Here is a 26,778-nt window from a genome sequence, read left to right on the forward strand (position 1 = left end):
CACCCCTTCGGACACGGCGGGTGCGGATGAGCGGATCGCGGCTTCACATGAACGGACGTGGCGATCGGCGCCGGCTGTTGGCCGGCGCGGCGTTGGCGTTCGTCCTGTGCGGCGGGCCGGCGCTGGCCCAGACCACGCCGGAGCCGCGCGCGGACGGGCTCGGCGAGGGCCAGGTCTATGTCCGCGCCGACAGCGCAGGCCGCAACGCCGACGGCGCCATCGTCGCGGCGGGGGACATGGAGCGGGCGCTGATCCGCGTCGACGGCCGCACACTGCGCGCCCAGAGCCTGACCTACGATCCGGAAACGGGCCTGGGCTCCGCCGAGGGCCGGGTCGAGCTGATCGACGTGGACGGATCGGTCGTCTACGCCTCGCGGCTGGAGCTGGACGACCAGTTCCGCGCCGGGGTCGCGGTCGACTTCGCGACCCGGCTCAGGAACGGCTCCGGCCTGATGGCCGCGACCGCGGTGCGTCGCTCGCCGACGGTCAACGAGCTGAACTACGCCCTGTTCACCCCGTGCCCCCTCTGTGTGACCGAGGACGGCGTGCGCGAGCCCGTGATCTCGGTCTCGGCGGAAAAGGTCACCCAGGACGAGGCCCTGCGCGCGATCCTGTACCGCAACGCGGTGTTCCGCGTGCGCGGCGTGCCGGTGTTCTGGCTGCCGGTGTTCGCCCACCCGGACCCGACCGTGGAACGGGCGTCCGGGTTCCTGTCGCCGACGATCAACTACGACAACTCCGGGCGCGGACTGTCGGTGGAGACGCCGTATCTGTTCGTGGTCTCGCCGTCCGAGGACTGGCTGGTCAGCCCGCAGTTCAACAGCCAGGTCGCGCCGCTTCTGAACGTGCAATGGCGGCGGCGTTTCGCCGACGGGACCGTCGTTATGCGCGGCGGCTACACCTATGAACGCAACTTCGGGGACTTCGACCTGGACGGCGACGGGCGGGTGGAGACCGACGTCCGCTTCGGGCCGCGCGATCACCGGAGCTATCTGCTCGGCTACGGCGCCTTCGATCCCGGCGGCCCCTGGCGCTGGGGCTTCACCGCCGAGCGGACCTCGGACAAGACGCTGTTCGACCGGTACGACGTCGAGAATCCGTATCAGGACAATGGGCTCTATTACGGCGACCAGCGCCGCCTGATCAGCCAGCTCTACGCCGAGCGTCAGACAGAGCGCAGCTATCTGTCGGTGGCCGCCTTCTCCATCCAGTCGCTGCGCATCACCCGCTTCGGCGTGGACGATTTCGGCAACGAGACGCCCGCGCTGAATGAATTCGAGGACGAGGACAGCCTGCCCCTGGCGGCGCCGCTGGTCGAGGCCCGGTGGGAGCCGTCGGGCCCGGTCCTGGGCGGCCGGCTGCGCCTGAAGGGGTCGGCGGTGTCGCTGTACCGCGACGGCTATGTCGGCTCGCCCGTGCTGCGGCCCGAACTCGCGGCGCTGCCCGCGACGCCGTCGGGCGTGGACAGCCGCCGCGTGACCGGCCAGGTCGATTGGCGCCGCGTGGTCCTGGCTTCCGGCCTGCGCCTGGAACCCTTCGTCGATCTGCGCGCGGACGTCTATTCCCTGGAGGACCTGCCGCCCGCCCTGGGGGGAGAGGGCGACACGATCGAGCGCTACCGCGCGACGGCGGGGGTGGACGTCAGCTACCCCCTGATCCGCCGCTTCGCCAACGGCGCGGACCTGATCCTGGAGCCGATGGCGCAGCTGTCGGTGTCGAACACCCCTGAGCTCGATGCACGCATTCCGATCGAGGACGCGCAGACCGTCGAACTGGACTCTTCCAGCCTGTTCCGGACCGATCGCTTCGCCGGCTACGACCTGCTGGAGGGCGGGACCCGTTTCACCGTCGGCCTGCGGGTCACCGCCCGCTGGGGCGAGGGGCGCGACGCGTCGGTGTTCGTCGGGCGCAGCGTGCGCGACGACGGCGAACCGGCCTTCCGCGCCGTCACGGTCGATCCGAACGATCCGACGGTCAGCCGGCTCTACGATCCGACGGGGCTGGCCCGCGAGGCCTCCGACTGGGTCGTGCAGGCCGAGTTCGCGCCCAGCGACCGCATCCGGGGATGGGGGCACGCGACGATCGACGGCTCGGGCGAGATCCGCCGCGCGGAGATGGCGCTGAACGCCCGCTGGGGCGCGCGGAATCAGGCGGACCTGATCTATCTGGTGGACCGGACCAACCCCTTCGACCCGGACATCCAACCGACCCTGCCCACCAGCCGGGACAACTACGAGTTCGCGCAGCTGTCCGGTCAGCAGTTCGTGATCGGCGACTGGGGCGTGGCCGGCGCGGGCATCTATGACGTCCAGCGCGACCTGTTCACCCGGTCGGAGGTGGGCCTGCTCTATGAGGACGACTGCATCCGTTTCGAAATCGGCTATCGCAAGGACAACACGCGTGTGCGGCCCTCCGGTCCATCGGAGAGCGCCTATGTGCGCCTAACGCTCGCCACTTTTGGCGCTACACGCTAAAGCGGATTGGCGTCGGACGGTGCGGCCGTGAGAGAATCGCCAGCCGTCGCGGCCGAACCGCCGTCTGCGCTCAGGGAACCCGATTCGAAGATGCGTCTGAACCGATACACGGCCGGCGTCGCCAAACTGGCGCTGGTCACCGCCCTCCTGACGTCCCCGGTCGTCGCGCAGACGCCGCCGCAAGGCCAGGCCGCGGGCGCGCTGGACCCGGCGGCCCAGGCCGCGCCGGCGCAGGCCGCCCCGGCCTCGAGCTTCCAGATGGCCGAGGGCGTGGTCGCCACGGTCAACGACCAGATCATCACCGGCTTCGACCTGCGCCAGCGCATGCTGCTGCTCATCGCCATGACCCAGGTCCAGCCGACCGAGGAGAACCTGCCCGCGCTGCAGAACCAGGCGCTGCAGAACCTGATCGACGAGAAACTGCAGCAGGCCGAACTGGCCCGCTATGAGGTCAATGTCACGGACGAGGAGGTCCAGCAGGAGATCGCCGCCATGGCGCAGGAGGCGGGCACCACGCCCGACACCTACCTGAACTTCCTGCAGTCCGGGGGCATCCTGCCGCAGACGCTGCAGCAGCGGGTCAGGGTCGAGACCGGCTGGCGAATGCTGGTCGGCGGCCGGTTCCGGGCCCGCACGCGGCCCACCCGCAATCAGATCGAGCAGGCGATGCGCCAGATCGCCGAGCAGGCCAGCCGGCAGCAGTACCTGATCGGCGAGATCTACATCGACGCCGCGCGCGTGGGGGGCCAGCAGGCGGCGCTGGACGGCGCCCGCCAGCTGGTGGCCCAGATGATCCAGGGCGCGCCCTTCCAGAATGTGGCGCGGCAGTTCTCGTCGGCGCCGTCGGCCGTTCGCGGCGGCGACGCCGGCTGGCTGGTGCAGGGCTCGGTGCCCCCGGCGGTGCAGCAGGCGCTCGACGTGCTGCAGCCGGGGCAGCTGTCCAACCCGATCCCGGTCGAGGGCGGCGTCTACATCATCTACCTGCGCGACAAGCGCGACGGCGCGGCCACCAATCTCGTCTCCCTGAGGCAGATGATGATCGCGGCGGACGACACCGCGACCGAGGCCCAGCTCGCCGACGCCTCGCAGCGGCTGGACGCGCTCAAGCCGCAGCTGAGCTGCGACAACATCCTGCAGCGCGCCACGTCGGAACAGGGTCTGCTCGGCGCCGATCTGGGCGAGAGCGACGTCGGCGACCTGGCGCCCCAGTTCCAGCAGATCGCGCGCGAAGCCGAGATCGGCAGCGTCAGCGGCCCGGTGCGAACACCGCTCGGCCTGCACCTCATCGCCGTCTGCGGGCGTCGCGCGGGCGGACCGCAGGCGCCTACCACCCAGCAGGTCGAGGGCCGGCTCTGGAACGAGCAGCTGGCCGCGCTCGAGCGACGCTACATCCGCGATCTGCGCGCCGACGCCCTGATCGAGTTCAAGTAAGGCCGTGGCCGGGGCCGACCCCCTGGCGCGGGGCCCCCTCGCGCTCAGTCTGGGCGAGCCGTCCGGCGTCGGGCCCGAGATCGTCGCCAAGGCCTGGCGGGCGCTGTCGGCGGATCCGTCCCTGACGTTCGCCGTCATCGGGGATGCGAGCCTGATCGAGGCGCAGGACGTGCCGGTCCGGTCGATCCCCGGCCCCGCCGAGGCCCGCGACGTCTTCGGCCAGGGCGTGCCCGTGCTGCACCGGCCCCTGCCCGCCCCCGCCGCGCCCGGCCGCCCCGACGCCGCCAACGCCCTGTCGGTCGCCGACTGGATCGAGGAGGGCGTGGCCCTGACGCTGGCGGGCGAGACGACCGCCCTGGTCACCGCGCCGATCGCCAAGGCGCCGCTCTACGCCGCCGGGTTCCGGTTTCCGGGGCACACCGAGTTCATCGCCGAACTGACCGCCGACGCGCCCTATGCGGGCACCCGCGGACCGGTGATGATGCTGACCGCCGCCGACCTGCGCGCCGGGCTGGTGACCATCCACGCGCCTGTGGCCGATGTCCCGCAGCTGATCACCGCCGAGCGGGTGCGGCGCACCGCGCGGGTCATGCACGAGGCGATGAAGCGCGACTTCGGCATCGCCACGCCCCGACTGGCGCTCGCGGGCCTGAACCCCCACGCCGGCGAGGGCGGCGCCATCGGGCTGGAGGAGATCGAGGTGCTGCGGCCCGCCGCCCAAGCCCTGCGCGCGGAAGGGATCGAGATCACCGATCCCCTGCCCGCCGACACCCTGTTCCATCCGGACGCGCGGCGCGGCTACGACGCGGTCGTTTGCCTGTATCACGACCAGGCGCTGATCCCGGTGAAGACCATCGACTTCTGGGGCGGGGTGAATGTGACGCTGGGCCTGCCCATTGTGCGGACCTCGCCGGATCATGGAGTCGGTTTCGACATCGCCGGCCGGGGCAAGGCGCGCCCCGACAGCCTGATCGCCGCGATCCGACTCGCCGCCGCCATGGCGGAGGGGCGTGCGGCGGCGTGACCGACCTCCCCTCCCTGCGCGAGACGCTGGACGCCCACGGGCTGCTGGCGAGAAAGAGCTTCGGCCAGCACTTCCTGCTGGATCTCAACGTCACGCGAAAGATCGTGCGCCTGGCCGGGCCGTTCGAGGGGCGGCCGGTGATCGAGGTCGGCCCGGGGCCCGGCGGCCTGACCCGGGCGCTGCTGGAGAGCGACGCCGGACAGGTCGTGCTGGTCGAGAAGGACGCGCGGTTCGCGCCCCTGCTGTCCGAGCTGGACGACGGGTCCGGGCGGCTGACGATCGTCGAGGGCGACGCCCTGAAGGTGCGGGAGGCCGAGCTGGTTCAGGGCCCGGCGCACCTGGTGTCGAACCTGCCCTACAACGTCGGCACGCCGCTGTTGATCAAGTGGCTGACCGGTCCGTGGACGCCGCACGCCCTGACCCTGATGTTCCAGAAGGAGGTGGCCGAACGCATCGTCGCCCGGCCGGGCGAAGACGACTACGGCCGGCTCGCCGTCATCGCCCAGGCGACGGCGCAGGCGAGGATCGTCATGCACCTGCCGGCCGCCGCCTTCACGCCTCCTCCAAAAGTCGCGTCCGCCGTGGTCCACCTGATCCCCCGCGCCGACCGCCCGGCGCCCGAGCTGCTGAAGCGCCTGGAGCGGGTCACCGCCGCCGCCTTCGGGCAGAGGCGCAAGATGCTGCGGTCCAGCCTGAAGCCGCTTGGCGGCGCGGCCTTGTGCGAGGCGGCGGGGGTGGACGCCGACGCGCGGGCGGAGACGGTGGACGTGCCGGGGTTCATGAGGCTGGCCCGGGCGCTAAAGAGCTAGCGCATGACCACCGCCGCCATCGAACCGTTCCGCGCCATCGTCATCAGCCGGCTGGCGCATGCGCTGAAGGCCGAGGGGCGCAGCGTCATCCACATGGAGTTCGGCCAGCCTTCGACGGGCGCTCCGCCGCGCGCGGTGGCCGAGGCGCATCGGGTGCTGGACGCCGACGGCATGGGCTATTGGGAGAGCGCGCCGCTGAAGGCGCGCATCGCGCGGCTGTATGACGAGCGATACGGAGTCGCAGTGACGCCGGACCGGCTGCTGCTGACCTGCGGCGCGTCGCCGGCGCTGGTGCTCGCCCTGTCGTCCGCCTTCAAGCCCGGCGACCGCATCGCCATGGCGCGGCCCGGCTACGTCGCCTATCGCAATGTGGTGAAGGGCCTGCACATGCAGGCGGTCGAGATCGCCTGCGGGCCCGACGCGCACTACCAGCTGACCGCCGCCGCGATCGAAGCGCTGGATCCCGCCCCGGCCGGGGTCATCGTCGCCAGCCCCGCCAATCCGACCGGATCGGTCATAGCGGAAGACGAGCTGGCCCGTATCGCCGAGGTCTGCCGCGCGCGGGGCGTCCGGATCGTGTCGGACGAGATCTATCACGGGCTGAGCTACGTCGGGCCGCAGCCGACGATGCTGAGATTCGAGCCCGAGGCGATGATCATCAACAGCTTCAGCAAATACTGGAGCATGGCCGGCTGGCGGCTGGGCTGGCTGCTGGTCCCAGACCACCACATCGAGACGGCGAAGGCCTATATCGGCAATCTGTTCCTGACGCCGCCGTCGCTGAGCCAGCACGCGGGGCTGGTGGCCATGGACGAGCACGAGGTGCTGGAGGGGCATCTGGAGGTCTATCGCAGGAACCGCGCGCTGATGCTTCAGGCCTTGCCGGATATGGGCCTCAAGACCATCGCCCCGCCCGACGGCGCCTTCTACATCTGGGCCGATATCGGCCACCTGACCGACGACAGCGTCGCCTTCTGCGAGCAGATGCTGCGCGACACCGGCGTGGCGACGGCGCCGGGCGTCGACTTCGATCCGGTCGAGGGGCGCACCCACATGCGCTTCAGCTTCGCGGTGTCGACGCCGGAGGTCGAAGAGGCGCTCAGCCGTCTGAGGCCGTGGTTCGCCGCGCGCGGCTGACCGGAAGCTGGAGCGGGCAGCGGGAATCGAACCCGCACGAGCAGCTTGGGAAGCTGCCAGGCTACCACTACATCATGCCCGCCTGGACGTTCGATCTAGGCCGGGACGCGCCGGGCCGCAAGCTCAGCGCGCGTCGTGGACGATGCGGCCGTCGACGATGGTCAGGACCGCGCGGCCCGTTGGGATGCGCTCGGCGGGGACGGTCATCAGGTCGATGTCGAAGGCGGTGAAGTCCGCGCGCTTGCCGACCTGGATCGTGCCCAGCTCGTCCTCGCGGAAGCTGGCGTAGGCGGGCCACAGGGTGAACATGCGCAGCGCCGTCAGCCGGTCCACCGCCTCGTCCGGGCGCCAGTCCGGCCCCTGGAAGCCGTTCAGGTCGCGGCGCGCGACGGCGGCGTAGAACTCGATCAAGGGATCGCCGCGCTCCACCGGCGCGTCCGACCCGCCGGCGACGATGACGCCGCGGTCGGCCAGGCTGTTCCAGGCGTAGGCGCCGTCCAGTCGCGCATCGCCGAGCCGCGCGGGCGCGAAGTGCAGGTCGCCGATGGCGTGGCTGGGCTGCATGGAGGCGATGATCGGCAGCCGCTCGAAATCCGCGTAGTCGGACGGCCGCAGGATCTGCGCGTGCTCGATGCGCCAGCGCACGTCGGCGCCGTTCGGCCGCTCGGCCGGAGGAACCGTGGTCAGCGCCGTCTCGTACCAGTCGGCCACGCTGGCGTTGCCCCGATCGCCGATGGCGTGGGTGGCCAGCTGGATGCCGCCCCGGAGCGCCGCCTCATAGATCGGCATGGTGTCCTCGACCGTCGTCTGCATCAGGCCGGTGGTATGGGACGCATCGGCATAGGGCTCGAACAGGGCCGCGCCACGCGAGCCCAGCGCCCCATCGGCGTAGAGCTTGATCGCGCGGGTGATGATCCGGCCGTCGCCGACGTCGCGCGGGCCGCCCTGGATCAGGGGCATGGCTCCGTCGGGGGTGACGCTGTTGTAGACCTTGAGCGGCGCCTCGCCGGCCTCGGCCATCTGTTCCAGCAGCGGGATGTCGCCCCAGGGCGCGCTCATGAAGTGGACGCCGGTCCAGCCGTAGCGGGCGTAGACGGAAAAGCCGGCGCGATAGGCCTCGCGCTTGGCGGCCGCGTCCGCCTGGGGCATCAGGCCGGCGACCAGGGTCTCGGCCGCGTCGATCAGCATGCCGTTGGGCTCTCCGGCCTCATCCTTCAGGATGTCGCCGCCGAAGGGCGCCTGGGTCTCAGCCGTCACGCCCGCCGCCTGAAGGGCCGCGCTGGAGGCGACCACCGCATGGCCGTCGGCGCGCGAGAGCAGCACGATCCGTCCCGGCGCGGCGGCGTCCAGGTCCTGGCGGGTCAGGAAGCGGCCCTCGGGCCAGTGGGTCTCGATCCAGCCGCGACCGACGATCGGTCCCTCGGGATGAGCCGCGGCCCAGTCCGACAGCCGCGCCATAGCCTCGGCCACCGAGGCCGAGCCCTCCAGGTTCAGCGTCAGCTCGCGCCAGCCGATGCCGTCCAGGTGCGCATGGGCGTCGGTGAAGCCGGGGAACAGGGTCGCCCCGTTCAGCTCGACCACCGGCAGGCCCTCGACCGGCGCGCCCTCGGCCGGGCCTGTCCAGACGATTCGGCCGTCCCGCACGACGACCACCTCGGCGGTCGGCGCGGCCTCGACGCCGGTGTGGATGGTCCCGCCCCTCAGCACCATGTCCTGGGCGACGGCGGAGGCGGGAAAGGTCGCGACGGCGGCGGCGAGGGAGATCAAGCGGAGCATGGGGCGAGCTTGGCCCGGAAATCGCCCGGCTCCAAGCCGCGTGAGGTCGCCGGGGCTTTGCCTGCGGCGACGAGCCGTCTAGGTTCCGCGCCTTCCGATTTTGCTGCGCCCGCGAACATGGCCCCGACACAACCTCTCGCCTTCCAGGACCTGATCCTGACGCTCCAGCGCTACTGGGCCGATCAGGGCTGCGCGATCCTGCAGCCCTATGACATCGAGGTGGGGGCGGGCACCCTGCACCCGGCGACGGTGCTGCGCGCGCTGGGCAGGAAGCCGTGGAAGGCCGCCTACGTCCAGCCCAGCCGCCGCCCCGGCGACGGGCGTTACGGCGAGAACCCCAACCGGCTTCAGCACTACTACCAGTTCCAGGTCATCCTGAAGCCGAACCCGGACAACCTTCAGGAGCTCTATCTGAAGAGCCTCGAGGCCATCGGCATCGATCCGAAGCTGCACGACATCCGCTTCGTCGAGGACGACTGGGAGAACCCGACCGTCGGCGCCTGGGGCCTGGGCTGGGAGGTCTGGTGCGACGGCATGGAGGTGACGCAGTTCACCTACTTCCAGGGCGTCGGAGGGATCGAGGTCGAGGTGGTGTCGGGCGAGCTGACCTATGGGCTGGAGCGCCTGGCCATGTACGTTCAGGGCGTTGATAACGTTTATGATCTGAAGTTCACCAAGGAGGGGACCACCTACGGCGAGGTGTTCCTGGAGAACGAGCGCCAGCAGTCGGAGGCGAACTTCCACGGCTATGACGTCGACGGGCTGAAGCGCCGGTTCGAGGACATGGTGGCCGAGGTCTCGCGGCTGCTGGCCATGACGGGGCCGCAGGGTCAGGCGCTGGTGCTGCCGGCCTATGATCAGGTGCTGAAGGCCTCGCACCTGTTCAATCTGATGGACGCGCGCGGCGCGATCGCGGTGGCGGAACGGCAGAGCTACATCGGCCGCATCCGGGACCTGTGCAAGGCGTGTGCGCTGGCCTGGGTCGAAGAAGAGAAGAGGGCCGCCTGATGCCCCAGCTCCTTCTTGAACTCTTCTCCGAGGAAATCCCCGCGCGGATGCAGGCGGGGGCCGCGCGCGATCTGGAGCGGATGGCGGGCGAGCGGCTGAAGGCGGCCGGGCTGGCGTATGAGGCGCTGACCACCTTCGCGGGGCCGAGGCGGCTGACGCTGGTGGTCGAGGGTCTGCTTAGCCGCACGCCGGATCGGTCGGAGGAACTGAAGGGGCCCAAGGTCTCGGCGCCGGAACAGGCGCTGGAGGGCTTCCTGCGGAAGACCGGCCTGACGCGGGACCAGCTGACCGAGCGCGACGGCGTGCTGTACGCCGTGATCGAGCAGAGGGGGCGCGCGACCGCAGACCTGATCCCCGAGATGGTCGAGGGGATCATCCGGGGCTTCCCGTGGCCGAAATCCATGCGGTGGGGCACGCGCGGGCTGACCTGGGTGCGGCCGCTGAAGCGCATTCTCTGCCTGTTCGACGGGGCGGTCGTGCCGTTCGCGGTCGAGGGCATCCCGAGCGGCGACGTGACCGAGGGTCACCGCTTCATGGGCGCCGGTCGGCCGCTGAAGGTGCGGTCGTTCGAGGACTATCGCAGGCAGCTGGAGGCCGACTTCGTCCTGCTGGACCAGGCCGAGCGCAAGCTGCGCATTCTGGACGGCGCCCGCGCCGTCTGTCGCGCGCGCGGGCTGGAGCTGATCGACGACGACGGTCTGCTTGAAGAGGTGTCGGGTCTGGCCGAGTGGCCGACGCCGATCCTGGGCGAGATGGACCCGTCGTTCCTCGATCTGCCGCCGGAGGTGATCCGGCTGTCGATGAAGACGCATCAGAAGTATTTCGCCGTCCGCGACCCCGCGACGGGCGGGTTGGCGCCCAACTTCGTCGTGGTGGCCAATGTCGAGGCGTCGGACGGCGGCCGGGCGCTGGCGGCGGGCAACAGCCGCGTCCTGTCGGCGCGCCTGAACGACGCCCGCTTCTTCTGGGACGAGGACCGCAAGGTCGGCTTCGAGCCCTGGCTGAAGAAGCTGGAGGGCGTGACCTTCCACGCCAGGCTGGGGACCATGGCGGAGCGGGTGGAGCGCATCGCGGCGCTGGCCCGCGAGATCGCGCCGCTGGTCGGGGCCGATCCGGAGATGGCGGCGACGGCGGCGCGCTACGCCAAGGCGGACCTGGCGTCCGGCATGGTCGGGGAGTTTCCCGAGCTTCAGGGCATCATGGGCGGGTATTACGCGCGGGCGCTTCCTTCTCCCCTCGGGGGAGAAGGTGGGCCGCAGCGCGGCTCGGATGAGGGGGCTGTTTCCGTTCGCTCGCCATCCGGCGATGAGTTTGGGGCCAGCAGCCCCCTCATCCGTCATGCTCCGCATGCCACCTTCTCCCCCGAGGGGAGAAGGGATCAGATCGCCGACGCCATCCGCGATCACTACAAGCCCCAGGGCCCGAACGACACGGTCCCGACCACGCCGCTGACGGTGGCGGTGGCGCTCGCCGACAAGCTGGACACCCTGGTCGGGTTCTTCGCCATCGACGAGAAGCCGACGGGCTCGAAGGACCCGTTCGCGCTGAGGCGGGCGGCGTTGGGCGTAATCCGGCTGGTGCTGGAGAATGGTGCCCGTATTGAGCTTGAGCGCCTGATGAATGTGGCGGGGACCATCCTCATCACAAGTCGTCGGATGAGCAGCGACACCCGGTATTCGACCGACCTCCTCGCCTTCTTCGCCGACCGCCTGAAGGTGCTCCTCCGCGATCAGGGCAAGCGACACGATCTCGTGGACGCCGTGTTCGCTCTGGGCGACGACGACCTCGTCCGCATCGTGCGGCGGGTCGAGGCGCTGGACGCCTTTCTGACGACCGACGACGGGGCCAATCTGCTGGCCGGTTACAAGCGGGCGTCGAACATCCTGAAGGCCGAGGCCAAGAAGGGCGATCTGCCGAGCGGGCCGGCGACGGACCTGCCCGGCGCGCCGGCCGAGGAGACGGCGCTGGTCGCCGCGATCCGGGCCGCCGAGCCGAAGGTGGAGGCCACGCTCGCCGCCGAGGACTTCACCGCCGCCATGGCCGCCCTGGCGTCGCTGCGCGCGCCGGTGGACGCCTTCTTCGAGGCGGTGCTGGTGAACGCCGACGTTCCGGCCGAGCGGGAGAACCGGCTGAGGCTGCTGGGCCAGGTGCGCGACCTGACCGGCCGCGTCGCCGACTTCGGCCAGATCAGCGGCTGACACCCTTTCGCACGCGCGCTATATCCGCCGCCCGGCCCGTCTCCATAGCTCAGCCGGATAGAGCACAGGTTTCCTAAACCTGGGGTCGCAGGTTCGAGTCCTGCTGGGGACGCCGCCGGGTCCAACGATCCGGAGCCCGCCATGGATGTCCGCCCGCTCGATCCCGCCGTCCACGTCTCGCCGCAGATCGCGCTGGAGGACCTGGCCGTGCTAAAGGCCAGGGGCTATGGCGCGGTGATCTCGAACCGGCCCGACGGCGAGGAGCCGGGCCAGCCGAGCGCGGATCAGGTGCGCGCGGCCGCCGAGGCCGAGGGCTTGGGGTTCGTTCACATTCCGATCTCGATGCCGAACCTCGGGCCCGACCAGGTCCAGGCCATGCGCGCGGCGCTGGAAGACCTGCCGGGGCCGGTGCTGGCGTTCTGCAAGTCCGGCACGCGCTCGGCGGTGATGTGGGCGCTGACGCAAGCCGGCGAGCGTCCCGCCGACGACCTGATCGCCCAGGCGGCGGAGGTCGGCTACGACATCTCGGGCTTGCGGGGGCGGCTGGAATAATCCTTCTCCCCTCGGGGGAGAAGGTGGGCCGCAGCGCGGCTCGGATGACGGGGCGGGTTCGGCTGGCCCACCACCAGGCGATGAGTGGGCGGACACATCCCCCTCATCCGTCATGCTCCGCATGCCACCTTCTCCCCCGAGGGGAGAAGGAACCTAATCCCGATAGGCCAGCATCATGTAGTTGACCGCCGCGTCGTCGGTCTCGCGCCAGCGGTCGGCGAGCGGGTTGTACGCGAGGCCGAGCGGGCCCTGGACCCTTACGGGCGCCTCGGACAGCATCAGGCGTATCTCGTCGGGCTTCAGGAACTGGCGCCAGTCGTGGGTGCCGGCGGGCAGCCAGCGCAGGACATACTCCGCCCCGATCTTGGCCAGCGCCAGCGAGCGCAGGGTGCGGTTCAGGGTGGCCACCACCATCATGCCGCCGGGCTTCAGCAGCGAGGCGGAGTCGAGCAGGAACCGTTTCGGGTCGGCGACGTGCTCGACCACCTCCATGTTCAGGACCACGTCGAAGGGGCCCGCGCCCTCGGCCACCAGCTGCTCGACCGTGGCGGCGCGGTAGTCGATGTCCAATCCCTGCTCGGCCGCGTGCTGGCGGGCCGTGCCGATGTTCTTCTCCGAGGCGTCCACGCCCGTGACGGCAAAGCCCATGCGCCGCATCGGCTCCGCCAGCAGCCCGCCGCCACAGCCGATGTCGATCAGGCTCAGGCCCTCGAAGGGGCGGATGGCGCTGGGGTCGCGCCCGAAGCGGTCCACCGCCTCGCGCCGCAGCACGTCGAGGCGGGCCGGGTTGAACTTGTGCAGCGGCGCGAACGGCCCCTTGGGGTCCCACCAGGTCGCCGCCAGCGCCGAGAACCGCGCCACGTCGGCGGGGTCGATGGACGTTCCTGTCGCGATGTCTTCGCGTTGCAGATGGGACATGACGGACGGGTGTCAGCGAATGAGTCGAACGTCAACGTCCAGCGACAGCGCAGCCCACGCCCGGTCCGCCGTCAGCACGGGCAAACCCTCCCGTTGAGCCAGCGCCAGGCAGGCCCGGTCTCCGAGAGAGAGACCGAGCGCCGCGGTGATCGGCCACAGCCGACCGGCGCGATCCGCCAGATCGACCCCATGATCGACGATCGAACATCCCAGGTAATGCGCCCGAATGGGATCATGACCCGAGCGCAGCAGACGCGTGACGACCTCGGTGAGGTTGACCGCGTTCATCAGGCCTGAGGGCAGGAGCGGTCCGACACGCTCTCCCCCCGCCTCGTTCATCAGAAAGGCGACGGCGGCCGAGGCGTCGATGACATGAGGCTCCGAGTCCACGTCAGTCTTCGAACTCGCGCATGGCTTCCAGACGGCGCTCGGCGATCAGCGCGGAGGTGGCGTCACCGGCCTCGCGGGCGACACGCGCGGCCTCCCGCACGTCCATGAGAACGATGCTGTCGCCGAAGCGCCGGGCGATGAACGCCGATCCCGGGCTGACGCCCCAGGCGGGCGGCAGGGCGACGCGGCCGGCGGCATCCACGCTGACACGTGCCGGAAGCGTCTCCGGCGCATGGCCGAACGATGCGTGCGCCGGCTCGGAGAGGCCGTTCGCCGGTGCGCCTTCCGACTTGGGCCTGGGACCTCGGACGACATTACTGACGTGCTGATCCCGGATGCCCAGGCGCCGGGCGATATCGGCCTGACGGTAGCCAAGGTCCTTCAGGTACCGGATCCGCGCGGAGGTCGTCGTCAGATGGCTGAGGTCGACCTGCGACAGGGGCTTGCTGGGAACCGCCACGGTTTCCTCGATAATACATATTTATCTTGCGAGAATTTACATATTTATTTCTCAAGTGCAAGAACCATTGTGAACGCGCCCTCCGGCGGCTAGGACACCGAGATGTTGCAGATGGAGCCTGCCGAGCCATGACGCGCTTGGTCATGAAGTTCGGCGGCACCTCCATGGCCGACCTGGAGCGCATCCGGCGCGCCGCGCGGATCGTCGCGGCCGAGGCCAAGGCGGGCAAGCGGGTGGCGGTCGTGGTCTCGGCCATGGCCGGCAAGACCAACGAGCTGGTGGCCTGGACCGACGGCGCGGGCGCGCCGGCGGCGGGCATCCCCCTGTCGGACGACGAATACGACGTGGTCGTCGCCTCTGGCGAGCAGGTGACCTCGGGCCTCCTGGCCCTGACGCTTCGCAACATGGGCTTTCGCGCCCGCTCGATGATGGGCTGGCAGGTTCCGATCCTGACCGACGACGCCCACGGCAAGGCGCGGATCGAGGACATCCCCGGCGATCAGCTGAGCGGCGTGCTGGACGGCGGCGAGATCGTGGTCATCCCGGGCTTCCAGGGCGTGACGCGTGACGGGCGGATCACCACCCTGGGGCGCGGCGGGTCCGACACCTCGGCGGTGGCGGTGGCGGCGGCGCTGGACTGCCCCTGCGACATCTACACCGACGTGGACGGCGTCTATACGACGGACCCCAGGATCGAGAGCCGCGCCCGCCGGCTGTCCAGGGTCTCCTACGAGGAGATGCTGGAGATGGCGTCGCTGGGCGCCAAGGTCCTGCAAACCCGATCGGTCGAGCTGGCCATGGCGCGGCGGGTGCCGGTGCGGGTGCTGTCCAGCTTCGTCGAGCCCGACGAGAACGGAAATCTGCCGGCCGCGGTCGGCACCCTGATCTGCGACGAGGAGGAGATCGTGGAGAAGCGCATCGTGTCCGGCGTGACCATGAGCCGCGACGAGGCCCGCATCACCCTGCTCGGCCTGTCGGATCGCACCGACGCGCCGGCCGACGTCTTCACCCGGCTGGCCGAGGCGAACGTCAACGTCGACATGATCGTGCAGAGCCAGTCGCGCACCGAGGGGGCGGTCAACCTGACCTTCACCACCGGCCGGCGGGACGCGGCCCGCGCCGCCGAGCTGATGCGCGAGGCCCAGGATCAGATCGGTTTCGAACAGCTGCGCATCGACGAGGACGTGGCCAAGGTCTCGGTGGTCGGCGTCGGCATGCGCAGCCATGCGGGCGTCGCCCAGACCATGTTCCGGGCGCTGGCCGACAAGGGGGTCAAGTTCCAGGCCATCTCCACCTCGGAGATCAAGATCAGCGTGCTGATCGACGCGGCCTATGCGGAACTGGCCGTGCGCGCGCTGCACGCCGCTTACGGACTGGAAGCGGTTTAGGGTCTAGATAGCCCGTCGGAGGGCCGGAGCGAGAATGGTCAAGGGCGGATCGATGACGAGGGGGTCGCGGAACCTCCTGCGCCAAATCCGCGAGGCCATGGCGGACGGCGGGCCGGCCCAGGACCGCCTGGACACGGTGGTGCGCACCATCGCCCGCTCGATGGTTGCGGAGGTCTGCTCGATCTATCTGCGCCGGGCGTCGGGCGAGCTGGAGCTGTTCGCCACCGAGGGTCTGAACCGGGAGGCGGTGCACAACACGCGGCTGCGTCCGGGCGAGGGCCTGGTGGGCGAGGTGGCGCGGACGGCCGAGCCGATCAGCCTGTCGGACGCGCCGGCCCATCCCAGCTTCTCGTATCGACCGGAGACCGGCGAGGACCCCTATCACGCCTTCCTGGGCGCGCCGCTGCTGCGCGGGGGCCGGGCCATCGGGGTGCTTGTCGTTCAGAACCGCGCCGAGCGCCACTATGACCCCGACGAGATCGAGGACATCCAGACCATCGCCATGGTGCTGGCCGAGACGGTCGCCTCGGGCGAGCTCCTGGGCCAGGAGGAGCTGCGCGACGTCGAGGTGGCGCCGCACCGGCCGGAGCGGCTGAAGGGCCAGAGGTTCGCCGAGGGGCTGGCGTTCGGCCATGTGGTGCTGCACGAGGCGCCGCTGGCGCCCGAGCAGCTGTTGGCCGACGACCCGGTGCTGGAGGAGGCGCGGCTGCAGTCGGCCCTGCATGCGCTGAAGGCGGGCATCGACGCCATGCTGGAAGCGGGTCCCACGGGCCTGTCGGGCACGCCGTTCGAGGTGCTCGAGACCTATCGCATGTTCGCCGACGACCGGGGCTGGAACCGGTCGCTGGAGGAGGCGGTCCGCTCGGGCCTGACCGCCGAGGCGGCGGTGGACCGCGTCCGCAACGAGCACCGCGCCCGCTTCGCCAAGGCGCGCGACCCCTACATCCGCGAACGGCTGCACGACTTCGAGGACCTGGCCAACCGTCTGCTGCGCGTGCTGGCCGGCGACAAGCCCGGCGAGCGCGAGCTGCCCGAGGACGCCATCCTGGTCGCCCGCAACCTGGGTCCGGCGGATCTGCTGGAGTATCCGCGCGAGCGGCTGAAGGCGGTGCTGCTCGAAGAGGGGTCGGCCGCGAGCCACGCCGGGATCGTCGCGCGCGCGCTGCAAATCCCGTGCGTCGGACGCCTGCAGGGGCTGCGGGACCGCCTGTCCGAGGGCGACCTGGTCATCGCCGACGGCGAGACCGGCGAGGCCTATCTGCGGCCCCGGCCCGAGATGCTGGAGGCGGTCAAGCAGCGGATCGCGGTGCGCGAGCAGCGCCGCGCCGAATTCGCCCTGCTGCGCGACGTGCCCGCGATCACGCGGGACGGCACGCGCATCACGCTGCTGACCAACGCCGGGCTGGCGGTGGACCTGGAAAGCCTGGACGACACCGGCTCGGAGGGCATCGGCCTGTTCCGCACCGAGTTCCAGTTCATGGTGTCGGAGGAGCTGCCCCGGCTGGAGGCGCAGACCCTGCTCTACCGCCGGGTGCTGGACGCCGCCGGCGACCGGCCGGTGACGTTCCGCACCCTCGACATCGGCGGCGACAAGGTGCTGCCCTACCTCGACGCCGAGCGCGAGGAGAACCCGGCGCTGGGGCGCCGCGCCATCCGCCTGGGCCTGGACCGGCCATCGCTGCTGAGGCTGCAGCTGCGCGCGCTCCTGCACGCGGCGGCGGGCCGCGAGCTCCGCGTGATGTTCCCGATGATCGCGACGGTCGAGGAGTTCCGCGCCGCGCGCGAGATGGTCGATGTGGAGTGCGACTGGGCGCGGCGGCGCGGCCGCACCCTGCCCTCCATGCTGCGTGTGGGCGCCATGATCGAGGCGCCGTCGCTGCTGTTCCACCTGGACGCGCTGCTGCCGTTGACGGACTTCGTCTCGGTCGGGACCAACGACCTCTTGCAGTACATGTACGCGGCGGACCGGACCAATCCGCTGGTCTCGGATCGCTACGATCCGCTGTCGCCGCCGGCGCTGCGCGCGCTGCAGGAGATCCAGGCCCGCTGCGCGGAGACGGGGACGCCGGTGTCGGTCTGCGGCGAGTTGGCGGGCCGGCCGCTGGAGGCCTTCGCCCTGATCACCCTGGGCTTCACCCGCCTGTCGGCGCCGGCCGGCGGAGTCGGACCCGTCAAGCGCATGGTCCTGTCCGTCGATCTTCCCGCGGCCCGTCGTGGGATGACCAACCTGCTCGGCTCCTCCGCCGGGTCGGTGCGCAACGAGGTCGAGAGTCTGGCGCGCAAGTTGAACGTGGCGGTCTGAGCCGTCCCCGATCGGGACAAACGCCGGAACCACGGTTAACAACGATTTGGCGCGACGCGGGAAATGGGTTATCCACAAGCTGTTGGATCAAATCCTCCGGGGGGAGGTCCGAACCGTCATCCGAATTGGTTAAGGGATGCCGCGTCCGGGGACAGTACGACGTCTGGGGCCGCCGCCGGAGCTCCTTCGTCGAGTGCGGGGTTTGAGGAAATGGCGCTGGACGCGGGGAACGCCCCCGACGAGTTTCGGGCCCACCCGGACTGGAAGGAGCCGATGCCTTCCATCGCTGAAGCGCCTTCCCTCGGCGCCGGCCTGCGCCGCGCCCGCGAGATGTCGGGCAAGACGTTCGATGAACTGTCCGCCGTCACCCGCGTCCACAAGAAGTATCTGATCGCGCTGGAGCAGGGCGAGCATTCGATCCTGCCGTCGCGGGTCTTCACCCTGGGCTATGTGCGCGCCTATGCGTCGGCGCTGGGCATCGACGAGCAGCTGGCCGTCGAACGCTACAAGCGCGAGGCGCCGGACGGCGACAAGGTCGCGCCGCTGCAGCCGCCGACCGGCGTCGCCTTCGCCGAAGTCCGGCGCCAGTCCCCGCGCGTCATCGCGGCGGCGGCGGCGCTGATCCTCGCCGTCGTGGGCTGGAACGTCTTCCAGCGCGTCAACCTCATGCGCGCCGAGGCGCCGGCCGCGATCGTCGAGACGCCGGAGAGCTGGACGCTGGGCGCCGTTCCGGGGCAGGCCGACGGTCTGACCGAGATCTCCCTCGGCGCGCCGCGCCCGGCGCCGGCCGACCAGACCGTGCCGGCCATGTACCTGACGCCGGGCCTCGAGGCTCAGCTGCTCGGGATCGAGGCGGAGGATCCCGAAGCGACCGCCGCCGCGGTCGCCGCCGCCCGCGGCCGCCCCCCCGTCCAGGCGGCCTTCAACCCGCGCGGCGCGGTCTATGGCGCGGACTCCACCTCGTCCCAGGTGACGCTGCAGGCGCGCAAGGCGACGACGCTGGTCGTGCGCCACGCCGACGGGCGCGTCCTCTTCGCGCGCCAGTTGGCCGCGGGCGAGGCCTGGCGGGCCCCCGTCGGCGTCCCGGCCACCGTGGACGCCTCCGAGCCCGACGCCATCGGGGTGTATCTGAACGGCGAGTCGGACGGCGTGCTGGCGGCCACCCTGACGCCGCTGGCCCAGCTGAACGCCAAGGCCGAGCGCGCCGCGCGCGCGGCGGCGGCCCAGGCCGAGGCCGAGGCGCGGGCCGAGGCGGCGCGCCGGGCCGCGGCCGCGCCCCAGCCCCAGTCCGGCGGCCAGGCGCCGGCGGCCGGGCTCGCTGCGCCGGCCATCGTGTCGCCGATCGGCGATCCGGCGCCCTCGACCGTCGGCTGATCCGTCGCGGCGCGCCGTGCGGGCCGTCGTGGAAACGCCATCGCCCTTGGCCTATGTTGCGCCCTCATGAGCGATCACACCCTCGTCCGCCCCTGGCGCCACATCGAACGTCGCAAGAGCCGCAAGATCCGCGTCGGCTCGGTGGAGGTCGGCGGCGACGCCCCGATCAGCGTGCAGTCGATGACCAACACGCCCACGACCGACGCGGCGGCGACGATCGACCAGATCCGCCGGCTTGAGGAGGCCGGGGCCGACATCGTCCGCGTCTCCTGCCCCGACGAGGACTCGACCGCCGCCTTCCGGACCATCGCGCGGGAGGCCAAGGTCCCGCTGGTCGCCGACATCCACTTCCACTACCGCCGCGGCATCGAGGCGGCGCAAGCCGGCGCCGCCTGCCTGCGGATCAATCCGGGCAACATCGGCAGCCCGGATCGCGTGCGCGAGGTCGTCCAGGCGGCGAAGGACCACGGCTGCTCCATGCGCATCGGCGTCAACGCCGGCAGCCTGGAGAAGGAGCTGCTGGAGAAGTACGGGGAGCCGTGCCCCGACGCGATGGTCGAGAGCGCGCTGAACCACGCCCGAATTCTTCAGGACCACGACTTCCACGAGTTCAAGATCTCGGTGAAGGCGTCCGACCCCTTCCTGACGGTCGCGGCCTATCAGCAGCTGGCCGAGGTGATCGACTGCCCGCTGCACCTGGGCGTGACCGAGGCGGGACCGCTTCGGACCGGCACCATCAAGTCCTCGATCGGGCTGGGCATGCTGCTGTGGTCGGGCATCGGCGACACGATCCGGGTCAGCCTGGCCGCCGATCCGGTCGAAGAGATCAAGGTCGGGTTCGACATCCTGAAGTCGCTGGGGCTGCGCCATCGGGGCGTCAACATCATCGCCTGCCCGTCGTGCGCGCGGCAGGGCTTCAACGTCATCGAGACGGTCGGAGTCCTGGAGGAGCGGCTGGCGCATGTATCGACGCCGCTGTCGCTGTCGATCATCGGCTGCGTCGTGAACGGCCCGGGCGAGGCGCTCTACACCGACATCGGCTTCACCGGCGGCGGCAAGGGCTCGGGCATGATCTACCTGAACGGCAAGATCGCCCACAAACAGGCCAACGACGGCATGATCGACCACATCGTCGAGCTGGTCGAACGGAAGGCCGCCGAGTTCGAGGCGGCGAAGGCGGCCGCGGAGTAGTTGCGGGGCTGAGCGGCGAGGCGCATTATCTGAGACATGGCCAAACTAGACCCCATCGTCTCGGAGTTCGCCACGACCGAAGAGGCCGAGGCCTATGACGCCTGGTTCCGGGCGAAGGTGGAGGCGTCCCTGGCCGATACCCGTCCGGCGATTCCGCACGATGAGGCGGTAGCGCGGCTGGACGCCATCCTGGCGAAGCACAAGGGCAAGGCGGCCTAACGGTGCTTCCGACGATATGGTCGGCGACCGCAATTCAGGATGCCGAGCTGATCGTCGACTATATCGCCGAACGCAACCCGGTCGCGGCGCGAAACGTCCGCAATCGGCTCGTGGAAGCCGCAGAGGGGCTGGGACAGGCGCCTTACCTCTATCGTGAAGGAAGAGTCGCCGGCACGCGCGAGGCGGTCGTCCTGCCAAACTACATTCTGGTTTATCGCGTCGAGCTGGCGGCGATCCGCGTTGTTCAAGTCTTGCACGCCAGCCAACGGTACCCTCAGACATGATCCTCTACATCACCACCCCTTCCCCCTTCGCGCGCAAGTGCCGGATCGTGGCGCGCGAGAAGGGGTTGTCCGAGCGGGTGCAGGAGATCGCCGTCGATCCCTACGCCAACGCGGCGGAGCTGATGGGCTCGAACCCCATCGTGCAGGTGCCGACCCTGATCGCCGACGACGGCCTGCCCCTGACCGACAGCCCGGTCATCTGCGAGTATCTCGACGAGCTCGGCGCCGGGCCTCGCCTGGTTCCGCCCGGCGGCGCCGACCGGCTGCGGGTCAAGCGGCTCGAGACGCTCGGGAACGCGGCTCTCGAGATGGGCGTGAAGCTGGTGCTGGAGAAGCGGCGCCCGGAAGACGAGCGCTCGCCGTCGTGGATGGCCCGCTGGACCGCCAACCTGGGTCGCGCCCTGGATGCGCTGGAGGCCGCCGTCCCGGAGCCGGGCGGCCCCCTGGACGTGGGCGTGATCACCGCGGGCGTGGCCGGGACCTGGATGGGTTTTCGCCATCCGGACCTCGGCTGGGCGGACGGTCGCCCCCGCCTGAAGTCGCTGACGGAGGCGCTGGAGACGCGCGACAGCTTCCGCCAGACCTATCCGGCCTGACCGTCAGCGGCCGACGACGCCCGCGAGCTGTAGGCCCTGGAAGCCGGCCAGCACGATCAGAAGCCCGCCGACCGCATAGGTCAGGACGCGCTGGGGCACCTTCTTGACCACCAGCCCGGCGAAGGGCGCGGCGAGGAGCCCGCCGACCACCAGACCGGCCACGGCGGCGAGATGGTTGTTCAGCCCCTCGGCCTCCTGCCAATGACCCGTCAGCAGCGCCCAGAGGAAGGTCGCGGAGATGGCGCTGGTCAGGATGAACTCGGCGGAGTTCACCGTGCCGATGGCGCGGCGCGGCTCCTGGCCGGCGCCGACCATGGCCGAGGAGACGGTCGGACCCCAGCCGCCGCCGCCGATGGCGTCGAAGAAGCCGCCGACGACGCCCAGCGGCGCGACCAGCCAGCGCGGACTGATGCGGCGCGGTCGCAGGTCGCGGGTGGCGCGCCACAGGATGTAGACGCCCATGATGGCGAGGTAGGCCACGATGTAGGGCTTGATCAGGTCGCCATCGACGCCGCTGAGGAAATAGGCCCCGCCCACGCCGCCGATCACGCCGCCGATGGCGATCGGCACGAAGAGCCGCCACTCCACGTTCCTGTGCCAGATGTGCGAGCCCGCCGAGGCGCCCGTGGTGAAGACCTCCGCGGCATGGACGCTGGCCGAAGCGGTGGCGGGCGGCACGCCGAACGCCAGGAGCACGGACGAGGAGATCGCCCCGTAGGCCATGCCCAGGGAGCCATCGACGAGCTGGGCCAGCATCCCGACGAGAAGAAACAGCAGGAAGTCTTCCATCGGGGACCCTGAACGCCTGTCGGGAGGCCAGGCGACAAGTCCCGAGAAGGCCGTTGGTTGCGGCCGACCGTCAAGCGTGTCGCGCGACGGCTCCGAGCGCGCTGAGGATTTGATCGGGGGTATAGGGCTTCAGCACGACCGCCGCCGCCAGCCCCGCGTTGCGCGCCGCGTTCGGCACATCGCCCGAGGTGAAGACGGACGGCACGCCCCAGTCGCCGCCGAGACGCCGCGCCAGCTCCACGCCGCTGACCGCGCCGCCGAGGTTGATGTCGATCAGGGCGGCGTCGATCCGATGCTGCGCCGCCGCCGCCAGCGCCGCCTCGGCCGTGCTGAACGGACCCACCACGCCGTGCCCGGCGCCGACCAGGGTGTCCATCAGGTCCGCCGCGATGTCCGGATCGTCCTCGGCCACCAGCAGGGTCATGGGCTCGGGCCGGATCGCGGCGGCCGCCGGCTGGCGGACCAGCAGACGACGCAGGGCCGCCCAGACCTCGGCGATGTCGCCCTCCGCCTCGAGATCGTAGATCCGGGCCATGGCGCGAACCTCGTCCGCGAGCGGGCGCTCCGGCGCGCCGCCGGCGAACGCCGCGTCGAGCCGGGCGATCAGAGACATGGAATCGGGGGTGCGAGCCGAGGTCTCGCGAGGCGCGTCGTACATGAGGCCCTCCTGACTTGGCCCGACCTAGGCGCGGACCGGACCGCCGCCAAGGCGCCTGACGGGATTGTCAGGCCCGGTCACGATCACGCCAGCGGGGCGTGAGCGGTCCGCATCGACAGCGGAGCCGCGCGCGCGTAAACCGACCGCCCGCCGCCCCCGCCCCGGACACGCCTCCCTTGCGACTGCCCCAAGCCCGACTGGACCAGGTGCTCGACCGTTTCCACGAGGTCGAGGCGCGGATGTCGGCCGCCAACGACGGCGCGGAGATCGTGCGGCTGTCCAAGGAGCACGCCGAGTTGAAGCCGGTCGCCGACGCGGTGGCGGAGCTGGCGCGGGCGCGGGCCGAGGTCGAAGAGCTCAAGACCCTGGCGCAGGATCCCGAGATGGGCGCCCTGGCGGCCGAGGAGCTGGACGCGCTTCAAGCCCGACTGCCGGATATCGAGCGCGCGGTCGCGCTGTTGCTGGCGCCGCGCGACAAGGACGAGAACGCCTCGGCCATCCTGGAGGTGCGGGCCGGGACCGGCGGGGACGAGGCGGCGCTTTTCGCCGGCGACCTGTTCCGCATGTACAGCCGCTACGCCCAGACCCTCGGCTGGCGGGTCGAGGTGGACAGCGTCTCGGAAGGCGAGATGGGCGGCTACAAGGAGATCGTCGCCTCCATCACAGGCGACGGGGTGTTCGGCCGGCTGAAGTTCGAGAGCGGCGTCCACCGGGTGCAGCGCGTGCCCGTGACCGAGGCGGGGGGGCGCATCCACACCTCGGCGGCGACGGTGGCCGTCCTGCCGGAGGCGGAGGACGTGGACATCGTCATCGAGGACAAGGACATCCGCATCGACACCTACCGGTCCTCGGGGGCGGGCGGCCAGCACGTCAACAAGACCGACTCGGCGGTGCGCATCACCCACCTGCCGACCGGCATCGTCGCCACCAGCTCCGAGAAGAGCCAGCACGAGAACCGCAGGAAGGCGATGGCCAACCTGAAGGCCCGGCTCTACGACCTTCAGCGCCAGGAGAAGGACCGGGCCCGCGCCGACGCGAGGAAGAGCCAGGTCGGCTCCGGCGACCGCTCCGAGCGCATCCGCACCTACAACTTCCCGCAAGGTCGGGTGACGGACCACCGCATCAACCTGACCCTCTACAACCTGCCGCAGGTGCTGGAGGGCGAGCTCGGACCGCTGACGGACGCGCTCATCGCCGAGGATCAGGCGGCGCGTCTGGCCGACCTGGAGGCCGAGCTGGGCTGAGCCGACGATTCCTTAAGCCTGGGCCGATAGGCTCGCGCCCATGCAGCTGATCGACCAGATGCGCCGGCGCGCCGCCCGCTATGTGGACATCGACGCGGTCGAGGTGGCCCCCGCGCGCGGCGTCTTCTCCCTGAGCTTCGACGACTTTCCCGAGAGCGCCTGGACCGAGGCGGGGCCGATCCTGTCCGATCATGGCGTCCGCGCGACCTACTATGTGTGCGGCGGGCTGGAGAGCGGCTTCAATCTGGACCTGCCGCAGTTCACGACCCGTCACCTTGAGGCGCTGGCCGAGGCCGGGCACGAGGTCGGCTGCCACACCTTCGGCCATACGAGCGTCCTGCGCATGAGCGCGGCGGAGCTGGAAGACAGCCTGGACACGAACGCCCGGTGGGTCGCCGAACGTCTGGACGGCCGGCGCATGACCACCTTCGCCTATCCTTACGGCGACGCCTCGATCGGGGCGAAGCGCGCGGTCCGGGCCCGTTTCGCGCTGGGTCGGGGGGTGCGCGACGGGATCAGCCGGGGGCGCGAGGACCGGGGCCTGATCAAGAGCATCGGCCTGGAGAGCCGGCGTCTGCCCGGCTACGATCTGGACGCCCTGATGGCGGAAACCGCGCGGATCGGCGGCTGGCTGAACGCCTACGGCCACGACGTCTCGGACCGCCCGACGCCCTATGGGTGCCGCCCGCAGGACCTGGACCGCGTCATCCGCCTGGCGAAGGCGGCGGGGCTGGACATCCTCCCGGTCGCCGAGGCCTTCGGGCGCATCGCCCCACAAGCGTCGCAATAGACTCGTCCATCCGGCCGATTTCCGCGTTATGGAACGGCCATGACCGATACGCCGACGACGCCGCCGCCCCGCCACTCGCGAAAGGGACTGTTCGCGCCCGTGGGCATCGCCCTGATCGCGCTGACCCTCTGGACCGGTTGGTGGATCTTCCTGGTGCGGACGGTGGAGACGCGGCTGGTCGAGCGCGTCGAGGCGCTTCGCGAGGCCGGCTGGGACGTGCAGTACGCTGATCTGAACCTGAGCGGCTGGCCGTTCCGCGTCCGCGCTGAGGCGCGGCACGTGGAGCTGGTCGCCCCCTCCGGCCAGGCGATCGCGGCGCCGGAGCTGGCGGCCGAGGCCATGGCCTGGAACCCCGACCGCTGGGTGCTGGTGGCCTCGGACGGCCTGGTCCTGACGCGCGGCGACAAGGGCAAGGTGGCGGTCGAGGCGCGCGGCATCCGCGCCAGCGCGAGCGGCCTGCGCAACCCTTACCCGAACCTGGCGCTGGAACTGGTCGACGCCAACTTCACGGCCCACCCCGGCGCGGAGCCTTTCCCGATCTCGGCGGCCGAACGGATCGAATTCTACGTTCGCCCGCATGCAGAAGGGCGCGACGGCGGGCGCGCCGTGGCTCAGCCCGACACGGCGCCCATCGACGCCGCCGACGTGCTGTTCCGTCTGATCGAGGCGCGCGGCCGGCGGGAGGGTCCCGTCGAGGCGATGGCGCAGGATCAGACCCTGACGCTCGAGGTCGAAGGGGTCGTCGAGAACGCGCGACGGCTGTCGGGCTCCGATCCGGCGGGGGTGCTCGCGGCCTGGGCGCGAAGCGGCGGCGCCCTGAGCGACGTGCGCGGTCGGCTGGCGGCGGGCCGGAGCGAGGCGACCTTCGACAGTCCCCGGCTGGTCGCCGGCGAGGACGGGCGACTGGAGGGCCGGCTGACGCTGACGGCGAACCGGCCCGGCGCGGCCATCTCGGGCCTGACGGGCCAGCCCGCGGCCGAGCGGATGCCGGAGCGGGACGTGGCGCTGTCGGTCGAGTTCGCCGAGGGCCGCACGCGACTGGGGCCGTTCGTGCTGGCGCCCGCGCCGAAGCTGTTCTGATGCTGGAGGAGCCCGAGGTCGGGGCGGACCTGATCGCAGCCGACCGGGCCCTGGGGCGGGCGGTGCGGGCGCGGCTGTCGCACGGCGGGGCGGCGCTGGACGCCCAGGCGATCGCGCTGCGGCCCACGCTGACCGGCCTCGGCGCGGTCGAACGGGCGGTCCTGAAGGCCGTGGCCGGCCGCATCCTCGCCGCCGAACGCCTCGTGGCCGCGGCGGGGCCGGTCGCCCAGCTGCTCGTCGCCGACCGTTTCGGCGGGGCGGCGCGCATTCACCCGACGGCGGAGGCGGCGCTGAAGGCGGCCGCCGTCGGACTGACCCTGATCGACGCGGAGGGTCTGGGCCCCTGGTGGGCGCGGCTGCTGGCGCGGCCGGATCTGGCGGTGGTCGGCGCCCTGCCCGACGACCCGGCCTCGGGCCCCAGGGCCCTGCTGGTGGGCGCCGGCGGCGTCGGGCCGACCGGCGAGGACCGCACCTTCTGGGTCAGCGACAGTCCGGCCTCCGACGCCCGGGTCCTGGCCGCGCTGGAGACGGCGGGCTTGGTCGCCGCGCCGTGCGCGTCGGCGGGCGGGTTGAAGCTCTTCATGCTGACGGGCTATGTGCAGCGCGAAGACCCGCGGCTGGACGATCCGGCCGTGGCGAGGCTGGGGCGGCTCTCCGGAGTGATCGGACACGCGCCCGTCCTGTGA

General features: G+C 71.1%; 25 protein-coding genes and 2 tRNA genes. 20 read left to right on the forward strand and 7 right to left on the reverse strand.

What is annotated here, in order from left to right:
* The first annotated feature begins 47 nt into the window (after nucleotides 1-47).
* From ACFFGE_RS10925 to ACFFGE_RS10945, 5 genes are all read left to right on the forward strand, one after another.
* Complete coding sequence (locus tag ACFFGE_RS10925) at nucleotides 48-2,474, forward strand: LPS-assembly protein LptD (RefSeq protein ID WP_376836433.1); 2,427 nt, start codon at nucleotides 48-50, stop codon at nucleotides 2,472-2,474.
* A 90-nt stretch (nucleotides 2,475-2,564) separates the two neighbouring features.
* Nucleotides 2,565-3,905, forward strand: coding sequence for a peptidylprolyl isomerase (locus ACFFGE_RS10930; RefSeq protein ID WP_376836434.1), 1,341 nt, complete (start codon nucleotides 2,565-2,567; stop codon nucleotides 3,903-3,905).
* A 22-nt stretch (nucleotides 3,906-3,927) separates the two neighbouring features.
* Entirely contained in the window at nucleotides 3,928-4,929 is a 1,002-nt protein-coding gene (gene pdxA / locus ACFFGE_RS10935) for a 4-hydroxythreonine-4-phosphate dehydrogenase PdxA (RefSeq protein WP_376836731.1), read from the forward strand.
* The gene (rsmA, locus tag ACFFGE_RS10940; RefSeq protein WP_376836435.1) at nucleotides 4,926-5,738 is read left to right on the forward strand and encodes a 16S rRNA (adenine(1518)-N(6)/adenine(1519)-N(6))-dimethyltransferase RsmA; all 813 of its coding nucleotides are present in this window, start codon (nucleotides 4,926-4,928) and stop codon (nucleotides 5,736-5,738) included. Before pdxA ends, rsmA begins: the two co-directional genes overlap by 4 nt.
* A 3-nt stretch (nucleotides 5,739-5,741) precedes the next feature.
* A complete protein-coding gene (locus ACFFGE_RS10945; RefSeq protein ID WP_376836436.1) occupies nucleotides 5,742-6,875 on the forward strand; it encodes a pyridoxal phosphate-dependent aminotransferase in 1,134 nt (377 codons plus the stop codon).
* Between the two features lie 8 nt (nucleotides 6,876-6,883).
* Here the strand turns inward: ACFFGE_RS10945 and ACFFGE_RS10950 are convergent.
* A tRNA-Gly gene (locus ACFFGE_RS10950) sits at nucleotides 6,884-6,957 on the reverse strand.
* A gap of 41 nt (nucleotides 6,958-6,998) precedes the next feature.
* The gene (locus ACFFGE_RS10955) at nucleotides 6,999-8,651 is read right to left on the reverse strand and encodes an amidohydrolase (protein WP_376836437.1); all 1,653 of its coding nucleotides are present in this window, start codon (nucleotides 8,649-8,651) and stop codon (nucleotides 6,999-7,001) included.
* Nucleotides 8,652-8,768: 117 nt separating this feature from the next.
* On the opposite strand from ACFFGE_RS10955, the gene ACFFGE_RS10960 reads away from it, so the two are divergent.
* The 4 genes from ACFFGE_RS10960 to ACFFGE_RS10975 all read left to right on the forward strand — a co-directional run bounded on the left by ACFFGE_RS10960 (nucleotide 8,769) and on the right by ACFFGE_RS10975 (nucleotide 12,409).
* Nucleotides 8,769-9,659: a glycine--tRNA ligase subunit alpha gene (locus ACFFGE_RS10960; RefSeq protein WP_376836438.1), complete on the forward strand. Its 891-nt coding sequence runs from the start codon at nucleotides 8,769-8,771 to the stop codon at nucleotides 9,657-9,659.
* Nucleotides 9,659-11,857, forward strand: coding sequence for a glycine--tRNA ligase subunit beta (glyS, locus tag ACFFGE_RS10965; protein ID WP_376836439.1), 2,199 nt, complete (start codon nucleotides 9,659-9,661; stop codon nucleotides 11,855-11,857). Before ACFFGE_RS10960 ends, glyS begins: the two co-directional genes overlap by 1 nt.
* Before the next feature lie 38 nt (nucleotides 11,858-11,895).
* Nucleotides 11,896-11,969, forward strand: a tRNA-Arg gene (locus ACFFGE_RS10970).
* Nucleotides 11,970-11,998: 29 nt separating this feature from the next.
* A complete protein-coding gene (locus ACFFGE_RS10975) occupies nucleotides 11,999-12,409 on the forward strand; it encodes a protein tyrosine phosphatase family protein (protein ID WP_376836440.1) in 411 nt (136 codons plus the stop codon).
* 153 nt (nucleotides 12,410-12,562) lie between these two features.
* Here ACFFGE_RS10975 and ubiG read toward each other — a convergent pair whose 3' ends face one another.
* From ubiG to ACFFGE_RS10990, 3 genes are read right to left on the reverse strand one after another with little or no spacing between them, the layout of a single operon-like run.
* Nucleotides 12,563-13,327 (reverse strand): bifunctional 2-polyprenyl-6-hydroxyphenol methylase/3-demethylubiquinol 3-O-methyltransferase UbiG, encoded by a 765-nt coding sequence (gene ubiG / locus ACFFGE_RS10980; RefSeq protein ID WP_376836441.1) that lies wholly within the window; start codon nucleotides 13,325-13,327, stop codon nucleotides 12,563-12,565.
* Between the two features lie 12 nt (nucleotides 13,328-13,339).
* Nucleotides 13,340-13,717: a type II toxin-antitoxin system VapC family toxin gene (locus ACFFGE_RS10985; RefSeq protein WP_376836442.1), complete on the reverse strand. Its 378-nt coding sequence runs from the start codon at nucleotides 13,715-13,717 to the stop codon at nucleotides 13,340-13,342.
* Nucleotide 13,718: 1 nt separating this feature from the next.
* On the reverse strand, nucleotides 13,719-14,177 hold the full coding sequence (locus tag ACFFGE_RS10990) for a hypothetical protein (protein WP_376836443.1): 459 nt from the start codon (nucleotides 14,175-14,177) through the stop codon (nucleotides 13,719-13,721).
* A gap of 128 nt (nucleotides 14,178-14,305) precedes the next feature.
* Here ACFFGE_RS10990 and ACFFGE_RS10995 point away from each other — a divergent pair, with 128 nt between their 5' ends.
* The 7 genes from ACFFGE_RS10995 to ACFFGE_RS11025 all read left to right on the forward strand — a co-directional run bounded on the left by ACFFGE_RS10995 (nucleotide 14,306) and on the right by ACFFGE_RS11025 (nucleotide 21,531).
* Nucleotides 14,306-15,565, forward strand: a complete 1,260-nt coding sequence (locus tag ACFFGE_RS10995) for an aspartate kinase (protein WP_376836444.1) — start codon at nucleotides 14,306-14,308, stop codon at nucleotides 15,563-15,565.
* Between the two features lie 52 nt (nucleotides 15,566-15,617).
* Complete coding sequence (gene ptsP / locus ACFFGE_RS11000) at nucleotides 15,618-17,867, forward strand: phosphoenolpyruvate--protein phosphotransferase (RefSeq protein ID WP_376836445.1); 2,250 nt, start codon at nucleotides 15,618-15,620, stop codon at nucleotides 17,865-17,867.
* Nucleotides 17,868-18,140: 273 nt separating this feature from the next.
* The gene (locus tag ACFFGE_RS11005; protein ID WP_376836446.1) at nucleotides 18,141-19,241 is read left to right on the forward strand and encodes a helix-turn-helix domain-containing protein; all 1,101 of its coding nucleotides are present in this window, start codon (nucleotides 18,141-18,143) and stop codon (nucleotides 19,239-19,241) included.
* Between the two features lie 66 nt (nucleotides 19,242-19,307).
* Nucleotides 19,308-20,432 carry a flavodoxin-dependent (E)-4-hydroxy-3-methylbut-2-enyl-diphosphate synthase gene (gene ispG, locus ACFFGE_RS11010; RefSeq protein WP_376836447.1) on the forward strand — a complete coding sequence of 375 codons (1,125 nt, stop codon included), beginning with the start codon at nucleotides 19,308-19,310 and terminating at the stop codon, nucleotides 20,430-20,432.
* Between the two features lie 36 nt (nucleotides 20,433-20,468).
* Nucleotides 20,469-20,651: a type II toxin-antitoxin system RelB family antitoxin gene (gene relB, locus ACFFGE_RS11015; RefSeq protein WP_376836448.1), complete on the forward strand. Its 183-nt coding sequence runs from the start codon at nucleotides 20,469-20,471 to the stop codon at nucleotides 20,649-20,651.
* Nucleotides 20,652-20,653: 2 nt separating this feature from the next.
* Entirely contained in the window at nucleotides 20,654-20,935 is a 282-nt protein-coding gene (locus ACFFGE_RS11020; protein WP_376836449.1) for a type II toxin-antitoxin system RelE/ParE family toxin, read from the forward strand.
* Nucleotides 20,932-21,531, forward strand: a complete 600-nt coding sequence (locus tag ACFFGE_RS11025) for a glutathione S-transferase N-terminal domain-containing protein (protein ID WP_376836450.1) — start codon at nucleotides 20,932-20,934, stop codon at nucleotides 21,529-21,531. The genes ACFFGE_RS11020 and ACFFGE_RS11025 overlap by 4 nt, the downstream gene beginning before the upstream one ends.
* 3 nt (nucleotides 21,532-21,534) lie before the next feature.
* Here ACFFGE_RS11025 and ACFFGE_RS11030 read toward each other — a convergent pair whose 3' ends face one another.
* Both ACFFGE_RS11030 and ACFFGE_RS11035 read right to left on the reverse strand, forming a co-directional pair.
* Nucleotides 21,535-22,320, reverse strand: coding sequence for a sulfite exporter TauE/SafE family protein (locus ACFFGE_RS11030; RefSeq protein WP_376836451.1), 786 nt, complete (start codon nucleotides 22,318-22,320; stop codon nucleotides 21,535-21,537).
* Nucleotides 22,321-22,390: 70 nt separating this feature from the next.
* On the reverse strand, nucleotides 22,391-22,978 hold the full coding sequence (locus tag ACFFGE_RS11035) for a response regulator (RefSeq protein WP_376836452.1): 588 nt from the start codon (nucleotides 22,976-22,978) through the stop codon (nucleotides 22,391-22,393).
* A 176-nt stretch (nucleotides 22,979-23,154) separates the two neighbouring features.
* Between ACFFGE_RS11035 and prfA the strand changes: the two genes are divergently transcribed.
* The 4 genes from prfA to ACFFGE_RS11055 are packed head-to-tail and all read left to right on the forward strand — an operon-like array spanning nucleotide 23,155 to nucleotide 26,778.
* Nucleotides 23,155-24,222 carry a peptide chain release factor 1 gene (gene prfA / locus ACFFGE_RS11040; protein WP_376836453.1) on the forward strand — a complete coding sequence of 356 codons (1,068 nt, stop codon included), beginning with the start codon at nucleotides 23,155-23,157 and terminating at the stop codon, nucleotides 24,220-24,222.
* A 40-nt stretch (nucleotides 24,223-24,262) separates the two neighbouring features.
* Nucleotides 24,263-25,012, forward strand: a complete 750-nt coding sequence (locus ACFFGE_RS11045; protein ID WP_376836454.1) for a polysaccharide deacetylase family protein — start codon at nucleotides 24,263-24,265, stop codon at nucleotides 25,010-25,012.
* 39 nt (nucleotides 25,013-25,051) lie between these two features.
* Nucleotides 25,052-26,092: a DUF2125 domain-containing protein gene (locus ACFFGE_RS11050; protein WP_376836455.1), complete on the forward strand. Its 1,041-nt coding sequence runs from the start codon at nucleotides 25,052-25,054 to the stop codon at nucleotides 26,090-26,092.
* Complete coding sequence (locus tag ACFFGE_RS11055) at nucleotides 26,092-26,778, forward strand: hypothetical protein (RefSeq protein WP_376836456.1); 687 nt, start codon at nucleotides 26,092-26,094, stop codon at nucleotides 26,776-26,778. The genes ACFFGE_RS11050 and ACFFGE_RS11055 overlap by 1 nt, the downstream gene beginning before the upstream one ends.

It is taken from the genome of Brevundimonas balnearis, from assembly GCF_042434805.1.
GTDB classification, from domain to species: domain Bacteria; phylum Pseudomonadota; class Alphaproteobacteria; order Caulobacterales; family Caulobacteraceae; genus Brevundimonas; species Brevundimonas balnearis.